The sequence below is a fragment of the Amycolatopsis minnesotensis genome (genome assembly GCF_039529815.1).
Lineage (GTDB): Bacteria > Actinomycetota > Actinomycetes > Mycobacteriales > Pseudonocardiaceae > Amycolatopsis > Amycolatopsis minnesotensis.
In genome coordinates, this window is the sequence record NZ_BAAANN010000001.1 from 55,337 (window position 1) to 73,632 (window position 18,296).

Below are 18,296 nucleotides of genomic sequence, written 5' to 3' on the forward strand. Positions count from 1 at the left end.
GATCGCAGCGTACCAGACTTCCAGAAGTCTCCAGACTTTTCCCGAGAAGTCGTGTACGGTGGGCGCTGTCACACCCACAGACGCGGCCTCGGACGTCGCCGTTACTCCCCCAGGGAGGCTTCCCGTGACGGGACGCGTGTTCCACACCTCCGATTGGCACCTCGGCCGCCAGATCGGCCACCACCGGCGCGACACCGAGTTCGACGCGGTCCTGACCGAGATCGTCGAGATCGCGGCAGAGTTTCAGCCCGACCTGATCGTGCACAGCGGCGACCTGTTCGACGGGCCCCGGCCGAGCCTGGACGACATGCGCCGCGCCGCGCACGCGCTGCGGCGGCTCGGCGACATCGCACCGGTGGTCGTCGTGGCCGGCAACCACGACACCCCCTACGTACTGGGGTTCGTCGACTACCTGCTCACCGACATGGGCACTCGAACGGGCGGCCAGGTCCGGGTGCGCTTCGCCACCGAAGCGCGCCCGGACGGGCTCCTGATCGCCGAGTACCCGGCCGACGGCGGAGAGCTGACCCTTCGCGTCGGAGCGCTGCCGTACCTGCACCCGAACCGGTTCGCCTATGACTTCACCGATCCCGCCGCGGCGACCGCGACCTACGCCGAGCGGATCCGCACCGTCCAGGCCGACGTCTACGGCCGCCTGGCCGCCGGCCGAGGCCCGCGTGACGTCCTGGTCTTCGCCGCCCACTTGTTCGTCGAAGGGGCGACGCCGTCCTACTCCGAGCGACCGGTCTCCATCTCCTCGGACTACGCCGCCGGCGCCGCCGACATGCCCGCCGTCGACTACGGCGCCCTCGGTCACATCCACAAGCCCCAGCGCGTCGGCCGTGCGGGCTTTCCCGCCCGCTACGCAGGAAGCCCACTGCAGCTGGACTTCGGTGAGTCGCGTGACACCAAGAGTGTCGTCCTGGTCGAGATCGTGCCGGGCAAGCCGCCGCGGATCGAGCTCGAACCGCTGACTTCCGGCCGCCGCCTGGTCCAGCTGACCGGGACGCTGGAGGAAATCGCGCTGCAGGCCGGGCGCGTCGGCGATGCTTGGGTGAAAGCGCTGGTCGACGTCGACGTCCCGACCACATCCTTGGCGGAGGCGCTCGGCGGGATGCTGCCGGACGCGACGATCGTCGACATCGAAGAACGTCGTCCCGGTGCGGAAAACCGGGTACTGGACCGCACGGCCTCCACCGCGGACCTGCCCGGTGTCGAGGACCTGCTGCGCGAGTACCTTCCCAAACGTGGCACCGCCGGACCCGCGCTGGACCACGTGATGGCGACCTTCGCGGACCTGCGGGCCGAACCGGATCCCGCGGCGCCGGCGCAATTCGCCGAGGAGAAGCTGCTCGCTGCGGCCATCGCGGGAGAGGACCTCGACGGCGTCGGCCTAGCCGGCCTGCTGACCAGCGCCGCAACCCACCGGTCGGAGGTCGCGCGATGATGCCCGTGAAGCTTGAACTGGTGGGTTTCCGCAGCTACCCGAACCCGGTCACCGTCGACTTCACAGGGAAGACTCTCGCCGCAGTGCTGGGCGACACCGGGGCCGGCAAGAGCAGCTTGCTGGACGCCATCACGTATGCCCTGTTCCGCAAGAGTTCCTGGGACGGCAGGGAGGCTCGGCTGCTCGTCGCCGACGGCGCCCAGGCCATGCGCGTCACGTTCACCTTCTTGCACGACGGGCAGCGCTGGCGCGTGGACCGCACGCTCAACGTCGCCAACGTCAACGCCGGGCGGCATCAGCTGACCAACCTGGACACCGGTGAGGAGAGCGATGGCGCCGGTCCGGTCGATGCCCGCATCCGGGCCGTGCTGCAGATGGGCTACGAGACCTTCTTGCGGGTCGGGCTGCTGCCCCAGGGCAAGTTCGACCAGTTGCTCACGGCCGCCGACAAGGAGCGCACCGCGCGGCTGCGGGAACTCTTCGGTACCGACACCCTCGAGACCGTGCAGCATCTCGCCACCCGTCACCGCGACAACCTCAAGGACCTCCTCGCGGAGGCGACGCGCAAGCGGGACCGCATACCGGACGATCCGGCGGAGGTCGCGGTGGCAGCCGGTGCGGCGGCCAAGGCCGCGGAGGCGACCGTCAAGCGCCTGAACGCGGCCGTCACGACTATCACGAAGCTGCGTGGAGAGGCGCTCGGCGCCGCCGCTGCCGTGGACGCCGTCGACCAGGCTGCGCGGTCCTTGGCCGAGAGCGCGGTGCCCGACGCTGTGTCCCTTCTGGACACCCTCGAGACCATCGAGGCCGGCTTCGCCGGCCGCAGGGAAGCCCTGGACCAGCGCGCCGAGGCGGCCGCCGAGCAGGACCGCGAGCTGACCGTGAAGATCAAGGAAGCCGACGAGCGCGGTGAAGGCCAGGACGCGCTTGCGAAGGCCGCCGCGATCGTCGACACGCTCGCAGCCGACGCGGAAGGGCATCGGGCCGAAGGCGATCGCATCGCCGCCCGCGAAGACGAACTCGCGGCCGAAACCGACGCCATCGCTGCTGTTGAGGACGACCTGGCGAAGCGCGCGGAGCAGGCTAAACCCCTGACCGAAGCCGCAGCGGTCGCCGCCCGCGTGAGCAAGCGGCTCAAGGTTGAGTGCGCCACCGCGCGCGTCCGCATCGCGGCGGCCACGGCGGCAGCTCAGCAGGTCGCCCGGGCTGCTCGAGCCGGCCGCGCCGCCGCTGAGGAACTCGATTCTGCCCGCGAGTCGGTCACCCCGCTCGCCGGGGAACTCACTACCACCGACGCCGATCTCATCGCCGCGGAAGAGCGAGCCGACGCCCTTCAACTGCTCGATCGGGCGGCGGGCGTCGCCGCCGAAGTGCATCCGGGCGACGACTGCCCGGTCTGCCGGCGACAGTTGCCCGAAGACTTCGAACCCGTCTCCCCGGCGAGTACGGCCGAGGTCCGGGCCGCGAAAGCCTTCGCGCGCAAGGCGAAGGCCCAGCGGGAACTTGCTGCCGGTGCGGTCGCCCGGGCAGAAGCCACGGTCGTCGCAGCCGAGACATCGGTGACTCGACACGCAGAAGAACACCAGATGGCCCAGGGGGAGGCGAGCCAGGCTCTTGCGGGGGCGGTTCAGGTGCTCGCCGGCCTGGCGTCTCTCGCGGGTGAAGCCGAGGGAACGTTCGACGCCGAAACCGCGTCGGCGACGCTGACCGCGGCCACCGCGGCCTTGGCCACGCCGACGGACACCAGCTCGCCTGATTCTGGGGAGCTCACCGAGCCCGTCGTCCTCGCGCTCTCCGCGTGCGAATCGGCCGCAGCCGACCGCGCCGAGCGGCTGGGCGCCGACGCGATCCACCGCACCGCGGCGATCGAAGCCGAGCGCAGCACGCTGGACGGCCGCAAGAGCACCCATGAGAACGCGATCAAGGACGTGAAGTCGGCGTCAGCGCGGCACACGCTCGCCGTGGACCGCACGACCGCCGGCATCCGTGCCTTGCCCGTCCGGGCGCGGGCGCTCTTGCCGGCCGACGCGATCGACGTCAGCGTTGATGGGACGCACGCCGCGGCCGCCGCGATCGTCGACCTGCTGAAAGAGGTCCAAGGCCTGCTGCACGCCCGGGAAAAGGCACACGAGGAGACGGCCGCGGTCCTCCTCGGGCACCGCGCCCTCGACCAGGAGTCCCGGGCCGAGGTGGACGAGCCGCTGAACACACTGCGCGGCCGCCTGGTCGGCTGGGCGAACGCCGCCGCGGAGGCGGTCGTCCACCTCGACGCCCGTTATGCGGACCTCGTTCCGGAGGTCCCCCAGACCTCGGGAATCGCCGAGATCCGGACGTTCGCCGCGACTCTGTCGGACGCCGCCGCGACGCTGTCCCGCGAGCTGGCCGACGTCGGCACTGCTCACGAGGCGCGCGCGAAGGACGCGAATGCGCGTCTCGGCGAGCACGCCGTGGCGCTGTCCGACGTCGACGGGTTCGACCCGGACGCCGACCTGACGGAACCGCAGGCACTTCACCCCCTCATCGCTGCTTGCGCGACAGCCGCCGAGAAGGCCAAAGTCCAGCGCGAGACGGAGGCCACGGCGCAGGCCCAGATCAAGCCCGCTGCCGATCTGGACTTCGCCATCGCGGCCGGCCAGGCCCGCCTCGACGCGCTCGAAGTCCTGCGCAGCGAGCTCGTCGACGCCAAGTTCCTCCGCCACCTCACCGGGCTGAACACCCGAGCACTCCTCGGTCTCGCCAGCCACCTGCTCGGGCAGTTGACCGACCAGCGGTTCGGCTTCGCTGACAACTTCGAGATCGTCAGCCGCGGCTCCGGCGTCGCGCACACCCCGAACCGGCTCTCCGGCGGAGAAAAGTTCCTGGCGTCGCTCGCTTTGGCGCTGGCGCTGGCGGAACTGCACTCCCGCGGCGGCCCCCGGCTCGGCTCGCTGTTCCTCGACGAAGGCTTCGCGGCTCTCGACACCGCGGCACTGCAGGTCGCTCTCGACGTCCTGCGCGAGCGGGCTGGCAGTGACCGCCTCGTCATGGTGATCAGCCACCTGCACGCCGTCGCGGAAGCGGTCGACGACGTCTTGTGGGTCGAACGCGGCCTCGGCGGGTCGACGGCGCGCTGGCTGACCGCGGCCGAGCGCGACGAACTCGTGCAGTCCGACATTGCCAGCGGGCTGCAGACACTGGCGCAGTAAGGAACAGGAGGTGCGCCGTGCGGAAAGAAGCCCGTCTGCTCAAGGCCAAGTCGCTGAACTCGCTGACCTTGAGCATCGACCACTTCAACCGGCCGTGGGACATCGGCCGGACCGACGCGGTCCTGATGTTGCTGGACCACTCGTTCGAGATGCTGCTGAAGGCGGCGATCCTGCACCGCGGCGGGCGGATCCGGGAACCGGGCGAGAAGAACACCATCGGTTTCGACCAATGCGTACGCCGCGCCCTCTCGACCGGGAAGATCCAGTTCCTCAACGAGGAGCAGGCGTTGACCCTGCAGTCGATCAACGGTCTTCGGGACGCCGCGCAGCACCACCTGTTGGACATCAGTGAAGGACATCTCTACCTGCAGGCCCAGTCCGGGATCACGCTTTACCGGGATCTCCTGAAGCACGGCTTCGGTGAGGAACTGCGCGACGTCCTCCCCGATCGCGTCCTGCCGATCGCGACGATCGCGCCGCTCGACCCCATAGCGCTTTTCACGGAAGAGATCCACGAGGTCGCGCGCCTCCTACAGCCGGGCAGGCGCCGCGGTGCGGAGGTGACGGCCAGGCTTCGCGCGTTGTCGATCGTGGACGGAGCGATGCAGGGGGAGAAGCTGCAACCCGGCGAAGACACGTTGCGGCAGCTCGGCCAGCGGATCGGCAGCGGGATCACCGATCTCGACACGCTCTTTCCCGGGATCGCGGCGGTCAGGTTCGTCACCGAAGGCTCGGGGCCGATGATCAACCTGCGGATCGTGAAGAAGGAAGGAGTGCCGGTAACGCTCGTGCCGGAGGGAGGCTCGGGTTCGAGTGTCGTCGCGGTGAAGCGAGTGGCTGAACTTGACTACTACAACTTGCGATTCACCTCACTCCGCAAGAAGCTCGGCATCACCACCAACCAGACGACCGCACTGATCAAACAGCTGGCCATCAAGGAGAACGAGGACTACGCCAAGCTCATCATTAGTACTTGGTGCTACTCGAGGAACGCCTTGGAGCGACTGAAGAATGCGCTTGACGAAAAGCCTGTCGAAACTTGGTGGCAGGAATACCGGCGTTCGCGGTCGGCCTAATAAGACAGCAGTTGACCCAGTTAGGAAGCCGGCGGATCCGGGGTGGTTACTTGACGATCGCGGCCCTGACGGAGGTGTAGCGCCGGGACTGAGGCCGATCAACTCCCGTCGGTGCTGTCGAACGAGATCTCGTCCGCGGGTGGGACTGCGCGGGAAGACGAGGTGAGGGGTGAAGGGGCGGCCGAGGCGCAGTCATGACGGCGAACGGCAGAGCATAGCCGCTGAGCAGGGTGTGCTTGAGAACCGACTGAGCTTTCGGGCAGGAAAGGAGCCAGGCGTTCGTACCTTTTGCCATCGCGAGCATCACCTCCCCGACAGAGACCACCACTGGGGCTGTGCCGCCTGCGCGCTCCGCAACGCGGTGACGGCGACGTCTGGTACGACTTGAGCACCTACTGGTCCTTTCCTCCCGCCAGAGGATGCATCGGCAAAGGCGCCGTCACAGCCTCCGGGTGGCTGCTGTTCACCGGCACGGTGCCTTTACCGCTCGATTCCTCACGCTGAGGGACAGCTCGCATTCGCGCGGTGTCGGTCCTGAGTGCATGAACCTGTTGCCTCCGTTTGTCATCCGGCGCGATGCGTTCGAGGAGGTGGAGGTGGGGCTCCAACGGCGACCAGTCCACCGCGATCTTCTCGAGGCTTTCGACCAGATCCTTCGTGTAGGAAGCAGTACCCTCAGGCGAATCTGGCCAGGCCATGAGCGGTCGTACTCCGATAGCCAAGTTGCGGGCCTTGACCATGAGGTGGTCGACCTCCGAGGCGACGTCGTGTACGACGACGTAAAGCCGATCCCAGGCCGCTTCGCGATCGGCTTTGGCCGCGACGGTCTCGTTCTTCGCCGACGTTTCCTCCACTAGGGCGTCGGCGAGGGCCTGCTCGGCGAGCCGGAGATCGGTCAGAGGCCGTGCTTCGTGTTCCTCCCGCAGTGCAGCGAGACGGTCGGCCTTCGGGTTTTCGGCGTACAGATGTGCCAGGAAAACCACCCAGGGCAACGCGAAGAACAGCAGCATGAGCACGAGGCTCATGGCCGATCGGAGCGCGTCGTCGCTGGCCGGCGCGGTGCTGAGCCGGGCTGCGGCGGCACGGGCGAACGCGAACGAGGCCATCAGCAGGATCAGACCGGCCAGCGTCGCGACACCGTGCCGTTTCAGCCACTGCGTCACGACTTGCCAGGTCGTGGTCGGGTTGCCCGGCGGCGAGCTCACCATCCCGGCACGTACCCGCGCGACGTGCTCGGCGAGGACGTGCGCGGCCACGATCACCACGATCGGGCTCAGCAGGCCGAGGAACAGGCCGCCGGGCACGCCGACTGCGAGCTGGGCGATCCGCGAGCGGGTCAGGTCCAAACCGGTGATCGTCAAGTACACCTGGAAGAAGAACAGCTCGTCGAAAAGCACGATGACGCCGTCAGCTGTCCGGGCGATCAGCCTCCGATATCGTCGCTTGGCCCTTGTCTGCAGGGCGTCGACGTCGATGTGCTGGTCCGGGTGCAAGTTTTCGGGCGTCGTTCGTTCTGGCGGGTCCGGGTGGGCCGTGAGCGGTGGCTCCTGGTCGGGAAACCCGGGCGCGTCGGCCGGCAGGCCACATCGGTGCCGGTGGTATCGCACGTCCTGGCGACGTCGCCTGACCGTTTCGGATGCCTCGGTCTGTCGGCCTTCCGCGACTTTGGTGCGGGTGTCAGCCTGGTTCAGGTCGGCGTCGGCGGCGGACAACCCAGCCGCGTTCTCTTTGACCAACGGCCAGAATTCCGCCTCGGCGTCTCCGAAGAAGCGGCGGTCGCTGAAGATCGGTTCGTGTTCGGTCCGCCGTGACTCGCGACGAGCCAGTTCACGCCACGCGTCGGTCCGCCATGCCCGCACCCGGCGGGAGTATGGCCGGTTACTTCGCCAGCGGGCGTACCAGGACGGCATCGGAGGTGCAGCCGACTTGGCCGGCTTGGACTTCTGGCGATCGGTCATCATGATCAGCCTCCGCTGGGGATGGTGATGTCGAGGACGATGCGGCGGTTGCGCTGGGCGTTCTGCTCGATCAACGCGCCGTTGGCAGCCAAGTCGTCGACAGCTGGGTCGTCACTGCCGACACCGCGGATGGTCAAGGCTGCCGCCGGTACCTGCTGTGAGGTGAAGAAGTCGGCGACGGCCTGAGCGCGTTCGGTGGAGAGCTTGTACCGGCCGACGATCGGCCCCCAGCTGGCGGTGTGGCCGGTGATCGTGGCGGTTGCCCCCCTCTTGAGCAGGGATTTCAGGTACGGGGCGAGCACGGCTTGAGACGAGAGCATCAACGCCGGCGAGTTCGGCGCGAAGAGCGCCTGGTCGGACAGCGAGACGCGGCCGCTTTCGGTGACGGGCGGCGATGCCGGCGGCGCCGGGCTGAAGGGGGCGTCCGTGGGTGGCTCCGAGGCTGGTCGGTCAGCCGCCGGGCCGACACTTTGCTGCAGGTCGGGATTCGTCACGCCGGCCTTGGTGAGCAGCTTGCGCCAGAGGTCGACGAGCCAGTTCCGCTCACCTTCGCTGAACTGGCGTTTGCCCTCACTCGTCTGGCCGAGCCCCAGGACGTGCACGTCGACGTCCTTCAGCGCCGGGATCTCCCGACCGGCGGTCACCGCGTCGACGACCGACTCGGTGGAGGCATCGCCGGCGATCGGCACCCGCAAGTCCAAGGGCCCGGTGTTGTCGAGACCGTTGGCCAGCGCGACCACCGTGACGGGTCCGTGTCGGGTCCCGATCTGCTGGCCGACCTTCTGCAGCGCGTCCAGGAGACTGCTGTCCGGTACCCGGGGAACCAGGCCGGTCGTCCACTGGTCCAGGCACCCGGCGACCTTGTGCACGTAGCTGTCCCGGTCAGCCGGGACGTCGGTGCGGTAACGGACCACGCGGTTGCTCCGTGCCCAGAAGGAGTTCACATCGGTCCGCCCCTGGATCATCCCGATGTCGACGATGACACGGCCCTCACCGTTGTTCTTGTCCAGCAACTCGTGGACCGTCCGCTCGAGACCGGCCGGGGTGGTGGTGTGCGGCGCGTCCGCGGTGTGATCGGCGAGGATCACGAGCCGGGCGTCCGGGTGGCCGGTGTCCTCGGCGGACGCCTGGTACGGCGCCAGCAAGTCGTCGCAGCCCGGCGGATCGATGCCGCAGGACGCGAGGCTCACGAAAGCCGCTACCAGCGTTACGACGATCGCGGCGACAGCCGCGATCAAGATCCGCACCGGGCGCCGGCTACGCCGTTCAGGTGATGTCATCGGTGTTCTCATTTCATCCGTTCGCTACCCCCGTAGGGCTGGCGGCGATGCTAGGAAGAGCGTCCGAAGACATGGGGTCAGCGGAACGGACTGGAAAATGGGCTTAAGCCAGTGAGCCGAGCGCCGAGCGCGGACGTCGCGGCCGAGCTGGTAGCGGAGCACTACCGAGGCGAGGACTACCGCGATACCCGGCTTGACGTGCTCTGCGAGATCCTGAACCTGAGCAAGGGAGCCTTGAACAACCGATTCGACGGAAAACGTCCGCTATTGATCATGGCGGCGCTCTTCGCATGGCGCCAATGGCCGGGTCGGTCGCCCGGAACGTGCACCTCGATCAGCCGAGCTCGCACGGTGATGCACGACGGAATCCGATCCGTCGCCGAATTCCTCAATCACGAGCGCGCACTGATGACACAGTTGGTTATCGGCCTCGGCGACCTGTCGAACTACGAAAAACGTGGTGGCGAGACGGGCTGGAACTCGGAAAACCTGGGCGATCCGTGGGCCCCGGTCCTCCGCGAAGCTCGGCTGCGAGCTCGCTGGACCGGATTCGCCGGCCTGTTGGGCAGCCACACGGCGGCCGCAGGCCGCGCTGTGGGCCAGCTCGACGCCGCAGATCACGAGTCCACGGGAGCCGCTCTGTCCGATTTGGTGCTGCGCACTTGGTGGCAGAACACTCAAGCCTCTCCGACCACGATCGCGGACCAGCTCGTCGGCTTGTGGTTCGACGGGTGCTTCGCTGCCAAGTTGGGGTCGTGGGTGGGCCGGGCCGACGTCGCCGAGATCCAGGCGCGCCGTTCCCTGCGGCCGGAGCATGCGCCCACATGGCGGGTCGCGAGCCAGGCGGAGCTGGGCACGGCTCTGATGTCCGGCCAGACCTTGTGGCGCCGGGCGATGAAGGAGCTCGACACGGCGCTGGCTGAGCACCGGCGGATGGATCCCGTCCTGCGCGGCCAGCTCAGCCCGTTGCTGATGGCGAGCTTGTACAGCAGGGTGGGCCAAAGTGCTTTCCAGTTCGGCGATTTCGTGCGGGCCGAGGCGAGCCTCGAGCAGGCGCTCACGGCCGCCGAGGCCACCGGAAACGATCAGGATCTCGCGCGGGCGTGTACGAACCTGGCCGACCTGTACCTGAGGACCGACCGCGTAGCCAAAGCCGTCGAGCTCGCTCGCCAGGCCGTGGCGAGCAGACCGTTGCGTCCCCCGTTCTCTTCCCCGGTGCCGCGCCTCTGGGACAACGCCGTGATCAGCAGCGCCGTCCTGGTTCGGTGCGAGCTGGAGGCCGGCCGGGTGATTGACGCCGTCAACCGCGCGCGCGACCTCGTCGCCGTGGTGACCGGGCACGACGGACGGACCGTTGCGCCTTCGGGACCGGCCGCGGCCGCCGCTTGGTCGTGTCAAGGCCGGGCTCTCCTGGCCGCCGGCCATTCGGCGGCCGCGCTGGAGTCGCTGGACAAGGCCGCGACCGTCGCCGACACCGCGGCCGGTGTGAACTCGCTGCCGGCCCGCCAAGCCCGCGTCCTCCGGGCCCGTTGCTTGCTCATGCGCGGCGACGTCGGGGACGCCCGTCTCTTGCTGGAGGCTCTGGCCGAGAACGAGGAGTGGATCGCCGAGAACATGTCGTTCAGGCATGCGCTGGCCGTACGCAGGTGGCTCGGGCTCACCCAGCTCGCGGGCGGCTACCCCGACGCCGGCGCCGAAACGCTCACCGTCGGGTTCGCTCAGCTCGCCGAACACCACCTGCCGACGTCCGATCGCCTGGTTGTCGACTACCGGCGCGCTCTGGCGCAAGCCGCCGTGGCTCAGGGACGTCCCGGAACCGCCGTCGCCGACCTCGCTCAGCTCGTCGACGAACAGCTGTCGGCTCCTCCCTTGCCTCGGCGCCTGAGGCTGCTGGCCGACCTCGGCGAAGCGTATGTCGCGGACGGTGATCCCGACCGAGCGCTCAGAGTCTTCCGCCAGGCTCTGGCCACGACGAAGACCTCCGGAGTCGACGGTAGCCACCCTGCGATCTTGGCCATCGCGGTTGCCCTCGCCGAGCTCTCCGGCGCGGACAGCGATCTCGAAGCACTGCGTCACCTCGTCCGGCCGGCACTGCTGCGCCACGGGCTGCGGACCCTCGAAGAGGGTCATCCTCTGGTCCGGCGAGCGGACGGCCTTCTGGCCCCGGCCGGCAAGGCCGGCCGGGGCCAGAAGCAGCTGCCTCAGTAACCCACGAATCCCACTGATCGCCAGAGTTCGAAGAGCTCTTCGGCGAGCTGATCCGGCACCGTTCGGCAGCGGAATCGGCGTCCGGCCAGAACGAACGGCCCCGCGACGTACGCCCCGGCGAGCGTCGGCAACGTCGAGAACTCAGGGTTGCTCAGCGCGACGGCCTCCGCCATGGACTCGGATTCCGGCATGGCGACGGGACCCCACGTCGCGATCCCGGGTAGCCGCGCGAGCCGTTCGATGAGTCCGGCCTGCAGAACGCTCACCTCGTCTGACTCGGCACTGGCGGCAAATCGGATGATCTCCAAAGCAGTGGCGAGGCCCTCGGCGATCAGCAGACCGCGCCCGAACTGGAGTCCGGCCGGATTCGGGCTTCGGGACAAAAGGTCCAAGTGGGTCCCCACGTGCAAGCCGAACCAGACAGCAAGCTGCGGCCTGCCTACCAGCCGTGGGGTCGCCGTGAACACCGGCCCGTCGTCGGTGGCGAACCACCCGCTCCAGGTCAGCCCGGGCGGCACCCACAGGTTCACGCAGGTGTGGTCCGCCACGGCGGCGGGCCGGACCGGAGACACCCTGTTCAGCTCCGTGCGCAAGGCCGTAGCAGTGGTCACGACACGGGACTCCCGCGCCGCCACCGACGCGCCGACCGAGCGCCCGTCCAGGATCCGGGCCAAGCGCACGGCGGCAGCGCGCACCGTCGGCGAAGCGACCTGCGCGCGTGGCCGGTCCGGCCCGGGCGTCGGTCCACGAAGGGTTGGCAGGTCAAAGGCCGTCTCCGCCAGCGTCCGCAAAGCGTCCAGCCGTTCGGTGAACCGCCAGGTCGCGCTATGGATCGCGCGGGTGGCCCGGATCGCTGAATTCGCCAGCTGATCATCATCGGTGACCAGCGACTGCAGGAGGAGCTCCGCCAGCCCGCGGGCCTGCCAGTCGCGGCGTTCGACGCCGCGGGCAGGCACGTCCATGGCCAGGCCGACCAACTCGGCGACGCGCCGCATCACGCGTCCTCGCCTGGCAGTTCGGGCCCACCCCACAGCCGGACACGCAAGAGAAATCGTCCGGGGTCGGTGAACGCCGTCCGGCCGTGCAGCACCCGGTGGTTGCTGAACACCAGCAGGTCATCGGTACCTAGAGTGACGCGACGCAACCCCGAGGCCGCCTGCAGGTGCGCCTGCCAGGCGTCGGCGACCGGCAGCAGGGCGGCGGCGGCGACCAGGTTATCCCGCCGCCAGCGCACGCGGTCCGGCGCCAAGACCGCGAGGGACTCGGTCGCCGAGCCGCCGAATTCGTCCGGCGGCTGCCAGGTCCACTGCGGCTGCCCCAGCTCTGCCGCGATCTCCGGCGACAGGGCGACCCGCGCGTCCTGGTGGTGCAGCAGCTCGCTGACGCCACCGTCGGACGCCGGCCGAACGCACAAGAGCGCGACCAGGTCTTCCGGGTGGGCTCGATATGCTGCGTCGGTGTGCAACAAGGCGGCCCCCGAGCGGACGCTGAATGTCGCCCCGGGCCGGCCGGTGACCGGCCGGACCGGCCACACCGCCACACCGCCGTCACGCTCCGACAGCCGGCCGAGCGGCGCCAGCAAGCGGCGCACCCGTGCTTCGTCGACGGTCACGCCGTCGGTGAAGCCACACTGGCGAACCACGGCGTACCCAGCGGAGGCCACGCACTGCCGAACGTGCCCCATCGCAATCGGAATTGTCATCGTCAAACCTCGTCGCGCCGTGCGGCCCTGCTTCCCCGAGAAGCAGAGGACAACCACGACGCGCAGATTTGAGCCGTTTTTGCCCGTTTTTGCCTTCTCTCGATTTTCCGTGCGGTGCCGAAAATCGAACTCGGCCGAAACGAGGGCGCGTGCCTGAGGAAGACCCGCTCACGGCAGCCCGCGAACGCCGCGAAGAGGCAGCTCAGGCGGCTAGCGACGCCGAGGACAATCTCCGGCAGGCCAGCATCCGCGCCAAACAGCACCTGATGGCCTCCGATAAAAGCCTGAAAAGCATTTCTGCCGAAATCAATGTTTCCCGGCCCGTTCTCAGCGGCCTCGCGCCAAGTCGCAAAACCGGCGAGTGGAAACCGAATGCACCGGAGATATACCAGGCGGTCGACGCATATACCCGGCGGGCATACAACCTCGCTGCACTGCGAAAGCGATACGACCTCGCTCTGGAGACGCTCGGCCGGGCGAACGCCGACCTCGATCGCATCGAGGCCCGCACCGACGTGGGACGCACAGAACGTCCACCCCACGTCGGTCCGGATCGATTCCCCCTGCCCGACCTGCCGCCGAATTTCGTTCCTCGGCTGGCGAAACGAGCAGAGGTCGTGCGAGGACTGATTGACTTGCGCTCACGTGGCGCCACGGCGCTCGGAATTACGTCGGCTGCCGATCTGCACGGTACGGGCGGTTTCGGCAAGACGACCCTCGCGCTGGATGTCGCCCGGCAGCGTGAAGTGCGGACGGCGTTTCCGGACGGTATCGCCTTCATCGAGATCGGGCAGCAGCCCTCGGTCGCAACGCTCCTGTCCGACTGGGCAGCGCTCCTGGATCCCGCCGTCGGCAGCTCGCGGTTTGGCTCGCTCGACGCGGCGGCCGCGGCGTTTACGCGCGCGCTCGGCGACCAGCGTGTGCTGCTGATCCTGGACAACGTGTGGAAAGCCGAGGACGTCGAGCCGTTCCTCCGCGGCGGTCCACACTGCGTCCGCCTGGTCACCAGCAGGCGCAGCGATCTGCTGCCGACTGGTGTCACCGGTGTCGACGTCGATCGCATGGAGCCCGCGGAGGCCATGGAACTGCTGCTCGCCGACGTCCCAGGCGCCACGTCCGACGATGTCTTCCCGCTCTACGAACGCAGCTCGCGGTGGCCGGTCGTGCTGGGTCTGCTCAACGGTGTTCTGCGCGGTCGCGTGGCCGGAAACGTTCCTCAGTCGCTGACCGAGGTCGTGGCTGCTCTGACCCACCGCCTGCAGCAGCACGGCGTGTTCGCCGCCGACGACCTGGCAAAAGACGACGAGCGAACGGCCTCCGCAGTCCTGGAACTCAGCATCGACGAGCTCGCGACCCGGCGATCCGCGATCGCGCGGGAGAGGTTCGTGTCGCTCGCCGCGTTCCCCTCGAGCTCCTTGATCGACTTCGTCGTGCTCGGGCAGCTGTGGGGCTGCGACCAGCTTGTCGTGGCCACCACCTGCGACGACTTCGCCAACCGGTCACTCCTGGAGACGCGGGACGCCACCGGGGTCCGGCTGCACGATGTCGTCCACGAGCACCTCCTGCGCAGCCGCCTGCCCGAGGTGCGCCGGACCAACACCGATCTCGTCGGCCTCTTCCGGACCCGGTGTCCGGAAGGCCGGTGGGACCTCATCGGCAGACCCGACGAGCACTTCCTTAACCACTTGTCCTATCACTTGATCAACTGCGGTCTGGAAGACGAACTCGACGCGCTGCTGCGCGATCTTCGCTTCCTCGGCCGGCGCATCCTCCAAGGTGGGCCGGCGCAGCTCATGGACGACCTCACCACTGCTGACACCGCGTTCGCCCGGAATCCGTATCGGCTCCGGTTCGAGCAACTGCTCCAGTTCACCGGTCAGCTTCTGGTTCGAGGCAAGGATATCCACAGTGTCGCCGCCACCCTCCACAGTCGAGCGGTCGGTGCTGGCCTCGCGGACTGGCTGACAGAGGAAGCCGAGATTCTCAGGAACGGTCTCGTCGCAACACGTCCGCTGCCAGACGAACGCGACACCCGGCTGCTCGCCATCGCCGTCGGGCACACGGAAGCGGTGAAGAGTTTCTCCTGGCGTACGGACGGCGACCGATTCGCCAGCGGCTCCGCCGACCGGACGGTTCGACTGTGGACTCGATCCGGGAACCCGGTGGGCACTTTCACCACCGAGAACGAGGTGTTCGCCGTGGCTTGGAGCCCTGACCGGCTTCTCATCGCGGCGTTGAGCACGCCGAACGTCGTGTCACTGATCGAGCCGATTCATGGCGAAGTCTCGACCTCGACGCCACCCGCCGGTGAACTGAACTGCCTCGCGTGGTCACCTGACAGCCGCCTGCTCGCGCTGGGTACCGACGGCAGGATTCTGGTGTGGGATCCATGGCGGCGAGTGCTCGACACTGAGCTCGGCTTGCCGAAGCTGGGAAAAATCCGCGCCGTCGCCTGGCACACCACAGGTCAGCTGGCCGCGCTTGCCGGCGATGAGCTCTTCATATGGTCTGATCTCGAATCGTCCGCCGCAGCGCGGCACATCGAGCTGAACATGCCCAGGCTACTGTCCTGGTCGCCCGACGGCTCGGCGATCGCGGTCGCCGGCGCGGATGGTCACGTGATCCTGATCGACGCGGCCGGCACCGCGAGGAGCGACTCGATCGACGGCTGGGTTACCACAGTGGACTGGCGTGCGGACGGAGACGTGCTCGCGGTCGGCAGTGATCAAGGTGCGATCGTGCTGTGGGGACCCCCCGAAACCGGGTCGGTGGACCTCGTGCCCAGCTCAGCGGAGCGCGAGAACTGGGACCGGCGATTCGGCCGGCAAGCGGGAATCGACCTCGGGCGGCACCGGGTGTCGGCTCTGGCGTGGCAGCCCGGCGGTACGCAACTGGCGGTCGGCGCGCACAACAAGGACATCCGCCTCTACGACCCGTCTCTCCTCTACGAGCCGAATCTCCAGAACCAGATGAACTGCGTCGCGTGGCATCCGCGGTTGCCCCTGGTCGCGGCCGGCTCGTACGAAGGTGAGTTGCTGCTGGTTTCGACGACGGAGCCGAACACGAGATGGACGTTCCCCGCTCATCCGGCAGACCTTCGTGGCACCGCCTTCTCCCCCGACGGCCGGCTGCTGGTCACCGTGGCAGACGACGGCGTGGCGTTCTGGCAGCTCGCCGAGGGCCCTGACCTGCAGCCGCTGACGACGAACGTGCGAGTCGACCGACCGAGCGCCGTCTGCTGGGCGCCCTCGGGCGAGCTGGTCGCCATCGGCGGGCACAACGAGGTCGCACTGGTCGACCCGGTGAACTACGCAGTGATCCGCCGCGTCACCACGAACGGCCTCGTGAACAGCGTCGACCTCGACCCGAGCGGAGCCTTGCTGGCCGTCGGGACGGCCAGCAGCACTCTGACGGTGCACAACATCGAAACCGGCGACGTTCACGAACTGGAAGGGCACACAAGTACGCTGGGCGCTGTGCGCTGGGCGGGATTCGACACCAGTCTGATATCGGGCGGTTTCGACGGGCGCGCCCTGCGCTGGACGTTCGACGGAAACAGGTTCTTGCCTGCTGAGCTCGGTGACCACGAAGGGGCGGTCTGGGGGCTCGCCGTCGATCCGGAAACGAAGCGAGTCATCACGGTTTGCACTCCGGGTTCGCTCGGGCTGTTCGATCTCGCGGCAGAGAAGCCGGTGCACACTCTGGTCGTTGACAGCGCAATCGGTTGTGTCGACATCGCACCGGACGGCGTCGGTGTCGTAGCCGGTGGAGCGGCGGGGTTGTATTTCTTCGAGCTGCGTTGACCACGACATCAACTGGAGCCGAGCTTCGTCGACAGGCCAGCCTTCGAGTGAGGCACACGGCGGTGCCTCACGATCCGCCTGTTGGGCGGTACCTGAGCATTGCGCTCGGGTTCGCAGCACCCGATATGACTACCTTGGCCAATCCTCCTTCGCCTCCTCGTCGAAGTGCGTCTCGGGGACCGTCAACTGTGGTGACACGTCAACATCAGGTTGCTCACCGGGACGCCGTCGGCTCCGCGGATCGATGTCGCGATACCGCGAAAGCCCGGATCTTCTGCTCTTGGGAGAACGCGAACCCCTGGTCCCGGATTTGCTGCAGCTCGCGCCGCAAAGCGGCGGCGCTCGGCCCTTCTCTTCGGCTTCGGAAGACGGACCGGCCCGCTCATCCAGCCTGTGGGGGCCGGAAACGCTGTCATGGGTGCTGACCAGCTGGTTCGTGGTATGTGGGCGGGTGGTTGCTGGAGTGACGGTGCCGTGGGTCATGATCACGTGCTGTGATCATGAGGTTGCTGTATCTGCTGGTGGCGCGAGTATTCGGGTGGCTGGTGCTGTGTTCGCGATCTGATGGCGCCAAAGACGTGGAGATCCTGGTGCTGCGTCATCAGCTCGCCGTGCTTCGGCGCCAGGTGGCGCGGCCGCATTTGTCCTGGGCTGATCGCGCGGTATTGGCGGCGTTGGTGCGGCTGGTGCCGAACTGGCGTCGGTTGCGGTTGATCGTGTCGCCACGCACGATCCTGCGGTGGCACGCGACACTGGTGCGACGCCGGTGGACCTACCGGCGTCACCCGGGGCGGCCACGCGCTGACCTAGCGATCCGCAGGTTGGTGGTGGAAATGGCCAGGGACAACCCGTGGTGGGGTTACCGGCGAATCCACGGCGAACTTGTCGGGCTGGGGCACGCGATCGCAGCGTCAACGGTGTGGAAGATCCTCAAGGACGCCGGATTGGACCCCGCGCCGCGCCGATCGGGGCCGACCTGGAAGCAGTTCCTCACGACCCAGGCCAAGGGCATCTTGGCGGTGGACTTCTTCCACGTGGACACGGTGTTGCTGCGCCGGCTGTACGTGTTGTTTGTCGTCGAGCACGACCGTCGCCGGGTGCGCATCGCTGGGGTGACCGCTCATCCGACTGCGGAGTGGGTGGTGCAGCGAGCCCGGAACCTGCTGGTGGAGCTTGATGATCGAGTGGACGGCTTGCGGTTTCTGATCCGCGACCGCGACGCGAAGTTCACTGCCGCGTTCGATGCGGTGTTCGAGTCGGTCGGCATCGACATCCTGCGCTGCCCTGTTCGAGCACCGCGCGCGAACGCGATCGCTGAGCGCTGGGTGGGCAGCGTGCGTCGCGAGTGTCTGGATCGGATGCTCGTCGTCAACCGGCGTCATCTGGAGAAGGTGCTGGCCGAGTACGTCGATCACTTCAACCAGCATCGCCCTCATCGCTCATTGGACCAACGACCGCCCGATCAAGTGCTGGTTCCCGTCCGAATGACTGGCGTCGGGCGGATTCGTCAGCGTGATCGGCTCAGTGGACTGATCCGCGAATATCAGCAGGTCGCATGATGTGACACAGTTTTCGGACCCACACGCAGACGATGTCAGGTACATGCTCGGCGGTGCCTGGAAGAACTGGCCAAAGGA

General features: G+C 68.0%; 10 protein-coding genes. 6 read left to right on the forward strand and 4 right to left on the reverse strand.

The window, feature by feature from the left end:
* The first annotated feature begins 124 nt into the window (after positions 1-124).
* Genes ABD256_RS00170 through ABD256_RS00180 form a run of 3 tightly spaced genes read left to right on the forward strand, consistent with a single transcriptional unit; the run spans position 125 to position 5,708 of the window.
* A complete protein-coding gene (locus ABD256_RS00170) occupies positions 125-1,447 on the forward strand; it encodes a metallophosphoesterase family protein (RefSeq protein ID WP_344411956.1) in 1,323 nt (440 codons plus the stop codon).
* Positions 1,447-4,632, forward strand: a complete 3,186-nt coding sequence (locus ABD256_RS00175; RefSeq protein WP_344412644.1) for an AAA family ATPase — start codon at positions 1,447-1,449, stop codon at positions 4,630-4,632. The genes ABD256_RS00170 and ABD256_RS00175 overlap by 1 nt, the downstream gene beginning before the upstream one ends.
* 17 nt (positions 4,633-4,649) lie before the next feature.
* On the forward strand, positions 4,650-5,708 hold the full coding sequence (locus tag ABD256_RS00180) for a DUF3644 domain-containing protein (protein WP_344411958.1): 1,059 nt from the start codon (positions 4,650-4,652) through the stop codon (positions 5,706-5,708).
* Positions 5,709-6,100: 392 nt separating this feature from the next.
* On the opposite strand, the gene ABD256_RS00185 is transcribed toward ABD256_RS00180, so the two are convergent.
* A complete protein-coding gene (locus ABD256_RS00185) occupies positions 6,101-7,666 on the reverse strand; it encodes a hypothetical protein (RefSeq protein ID WP_344411960.1) in 1,566 nt (521 codons plus the stop codon).
* A gap of 5 nt (positions 7,667-7,671) precedes the next feature.
* On the reverse strand, positions 7,672-8,913 hold the full coding sequence (locus ABD256_RS00190) for an OmpA family protein (RefSeq protein ID WP_344411962.1): 1,242 nt from the start codon (positions 8,911-8,913) through the stop codon (positions 7,672-7,674).
* Between the two features lie 144 nt (positions 8,914-9,057).
* On the opposite strand from ABD256_RS00190, the gene ABD256_RS00195 reads away from it, so the two are divergent.
* A complete protein-coding gene (locus ABD256_RS00195; protein ID WP_344411964.1) occupies positions 9,058-11,154 on the forward strand; it encodes a tetratricopeptide repeat protein in 2,097 nt (698 codons plus the stop codon).
* Here the strand turns inward: ABD256_RS00195 and ABD256_RS00200 are convergent.
* The gene (locus ABD256_RS00200; protein ID WP_344411966.1) at positions 11,148-12,149 is read right to left on the reverse strand and encodes a hypothetical protein; all 1,002 of its coding nucleotides are present in this window, start codon (positions 12,147-12,149) and stop codon (positions 11,148-11,150) included. The genes ABD256_RS00195 and ABD256_RS00200 overlap by 7 nt on opposite strands.
* Positions 12,149-12,856 (reverse strand): TauD/TfdA family dioxygenase, encoded by a 708-nt coding sequence (locus tag ABD256_RS00205; RefSeq protein WP_344411968.1) that lies wholly within the window; start codon positions 12,854-12,856, stop codon positions 12,149-12,151. The genes ABD256_RS00200 and ABD256_RS00205 overlap by 1 nt, the downstream gene beginning before the upstream one ends.
* A 149-nt stretch (positions 12,857-13,005) precedes the next feature.
* Here ABD256_RS00205 and ABD256_RS00210 point away from each other — a divergent pair, with 149 nt between their 5' ends.
* Both ABD256_RS00210 and ABD256_RS00215 read left to right on the forward strand, forming a co-directional pair.
* On the forward strand, positions 13,006-16,659 hold the full coding sequence (locus ABD256_RS00210) for an NB-ARC domain-containing protein (protein WP_344411970.1): 3,654 nt from the start codon (positions 13,006-13,008) through the stop codon (positions 16,657-16,659).
* A 500-nt stretch (positions 16,660-17,159) separates the two neighbouring features.
* Entirely contained in the window at positions 17,160-18,218 is a 1,059-nt protein-coding gene (locus tag ABD256_RS00215; RefSeq protein ID WP_344412646.1) for an integrase core domain-containing protein, read from the forward strand.
* The last annotated feature ends 78 nt before the right edge of the window (positions 18,219-18,296 follow it).

Excerpts from the sequence above, each read along its gene's own strand:
- ABD256_RS00175 (WP_344412644.1), top strand. The coding sequence starts at position 1,447 with ATGCCCGTGAAGCTTGAACTGGTGGGTTTCCGCAGCTACCCGAACCCG.
- ABD256_RS00185 (WP_344411960.1), bottom strand. The coding sequence starts at position 7,666 with ATGACCGATCGCCAGAAGTCCAAGCCGGCCAAGTCGGCTGCACCTCCG.
- ABD256_RS00200 (WP_344411966.1), bottom strand. The coding sequence starts at position 12,149 with ATGCGGCGCGTCGCCGAGTTGGTCGGCCTGGCCATGGACGTGCCTGCC.
- ABD256_RS00205 (WP_344411968.1), bottom strand. The coding sequence starts at position 12,856 with ATGACAATTCCGATTGCGATGGGGCACGTTCGGCAGTGCGTGGCCTCC.
- ABD256_RS00215 (WP_344412646.1), top strand. The coding sequence starts at position 17,160 with ATGAGGTTGCTGTATCTGCTGGTGGCGCGAGTATTCGGGTGGCTGGTG.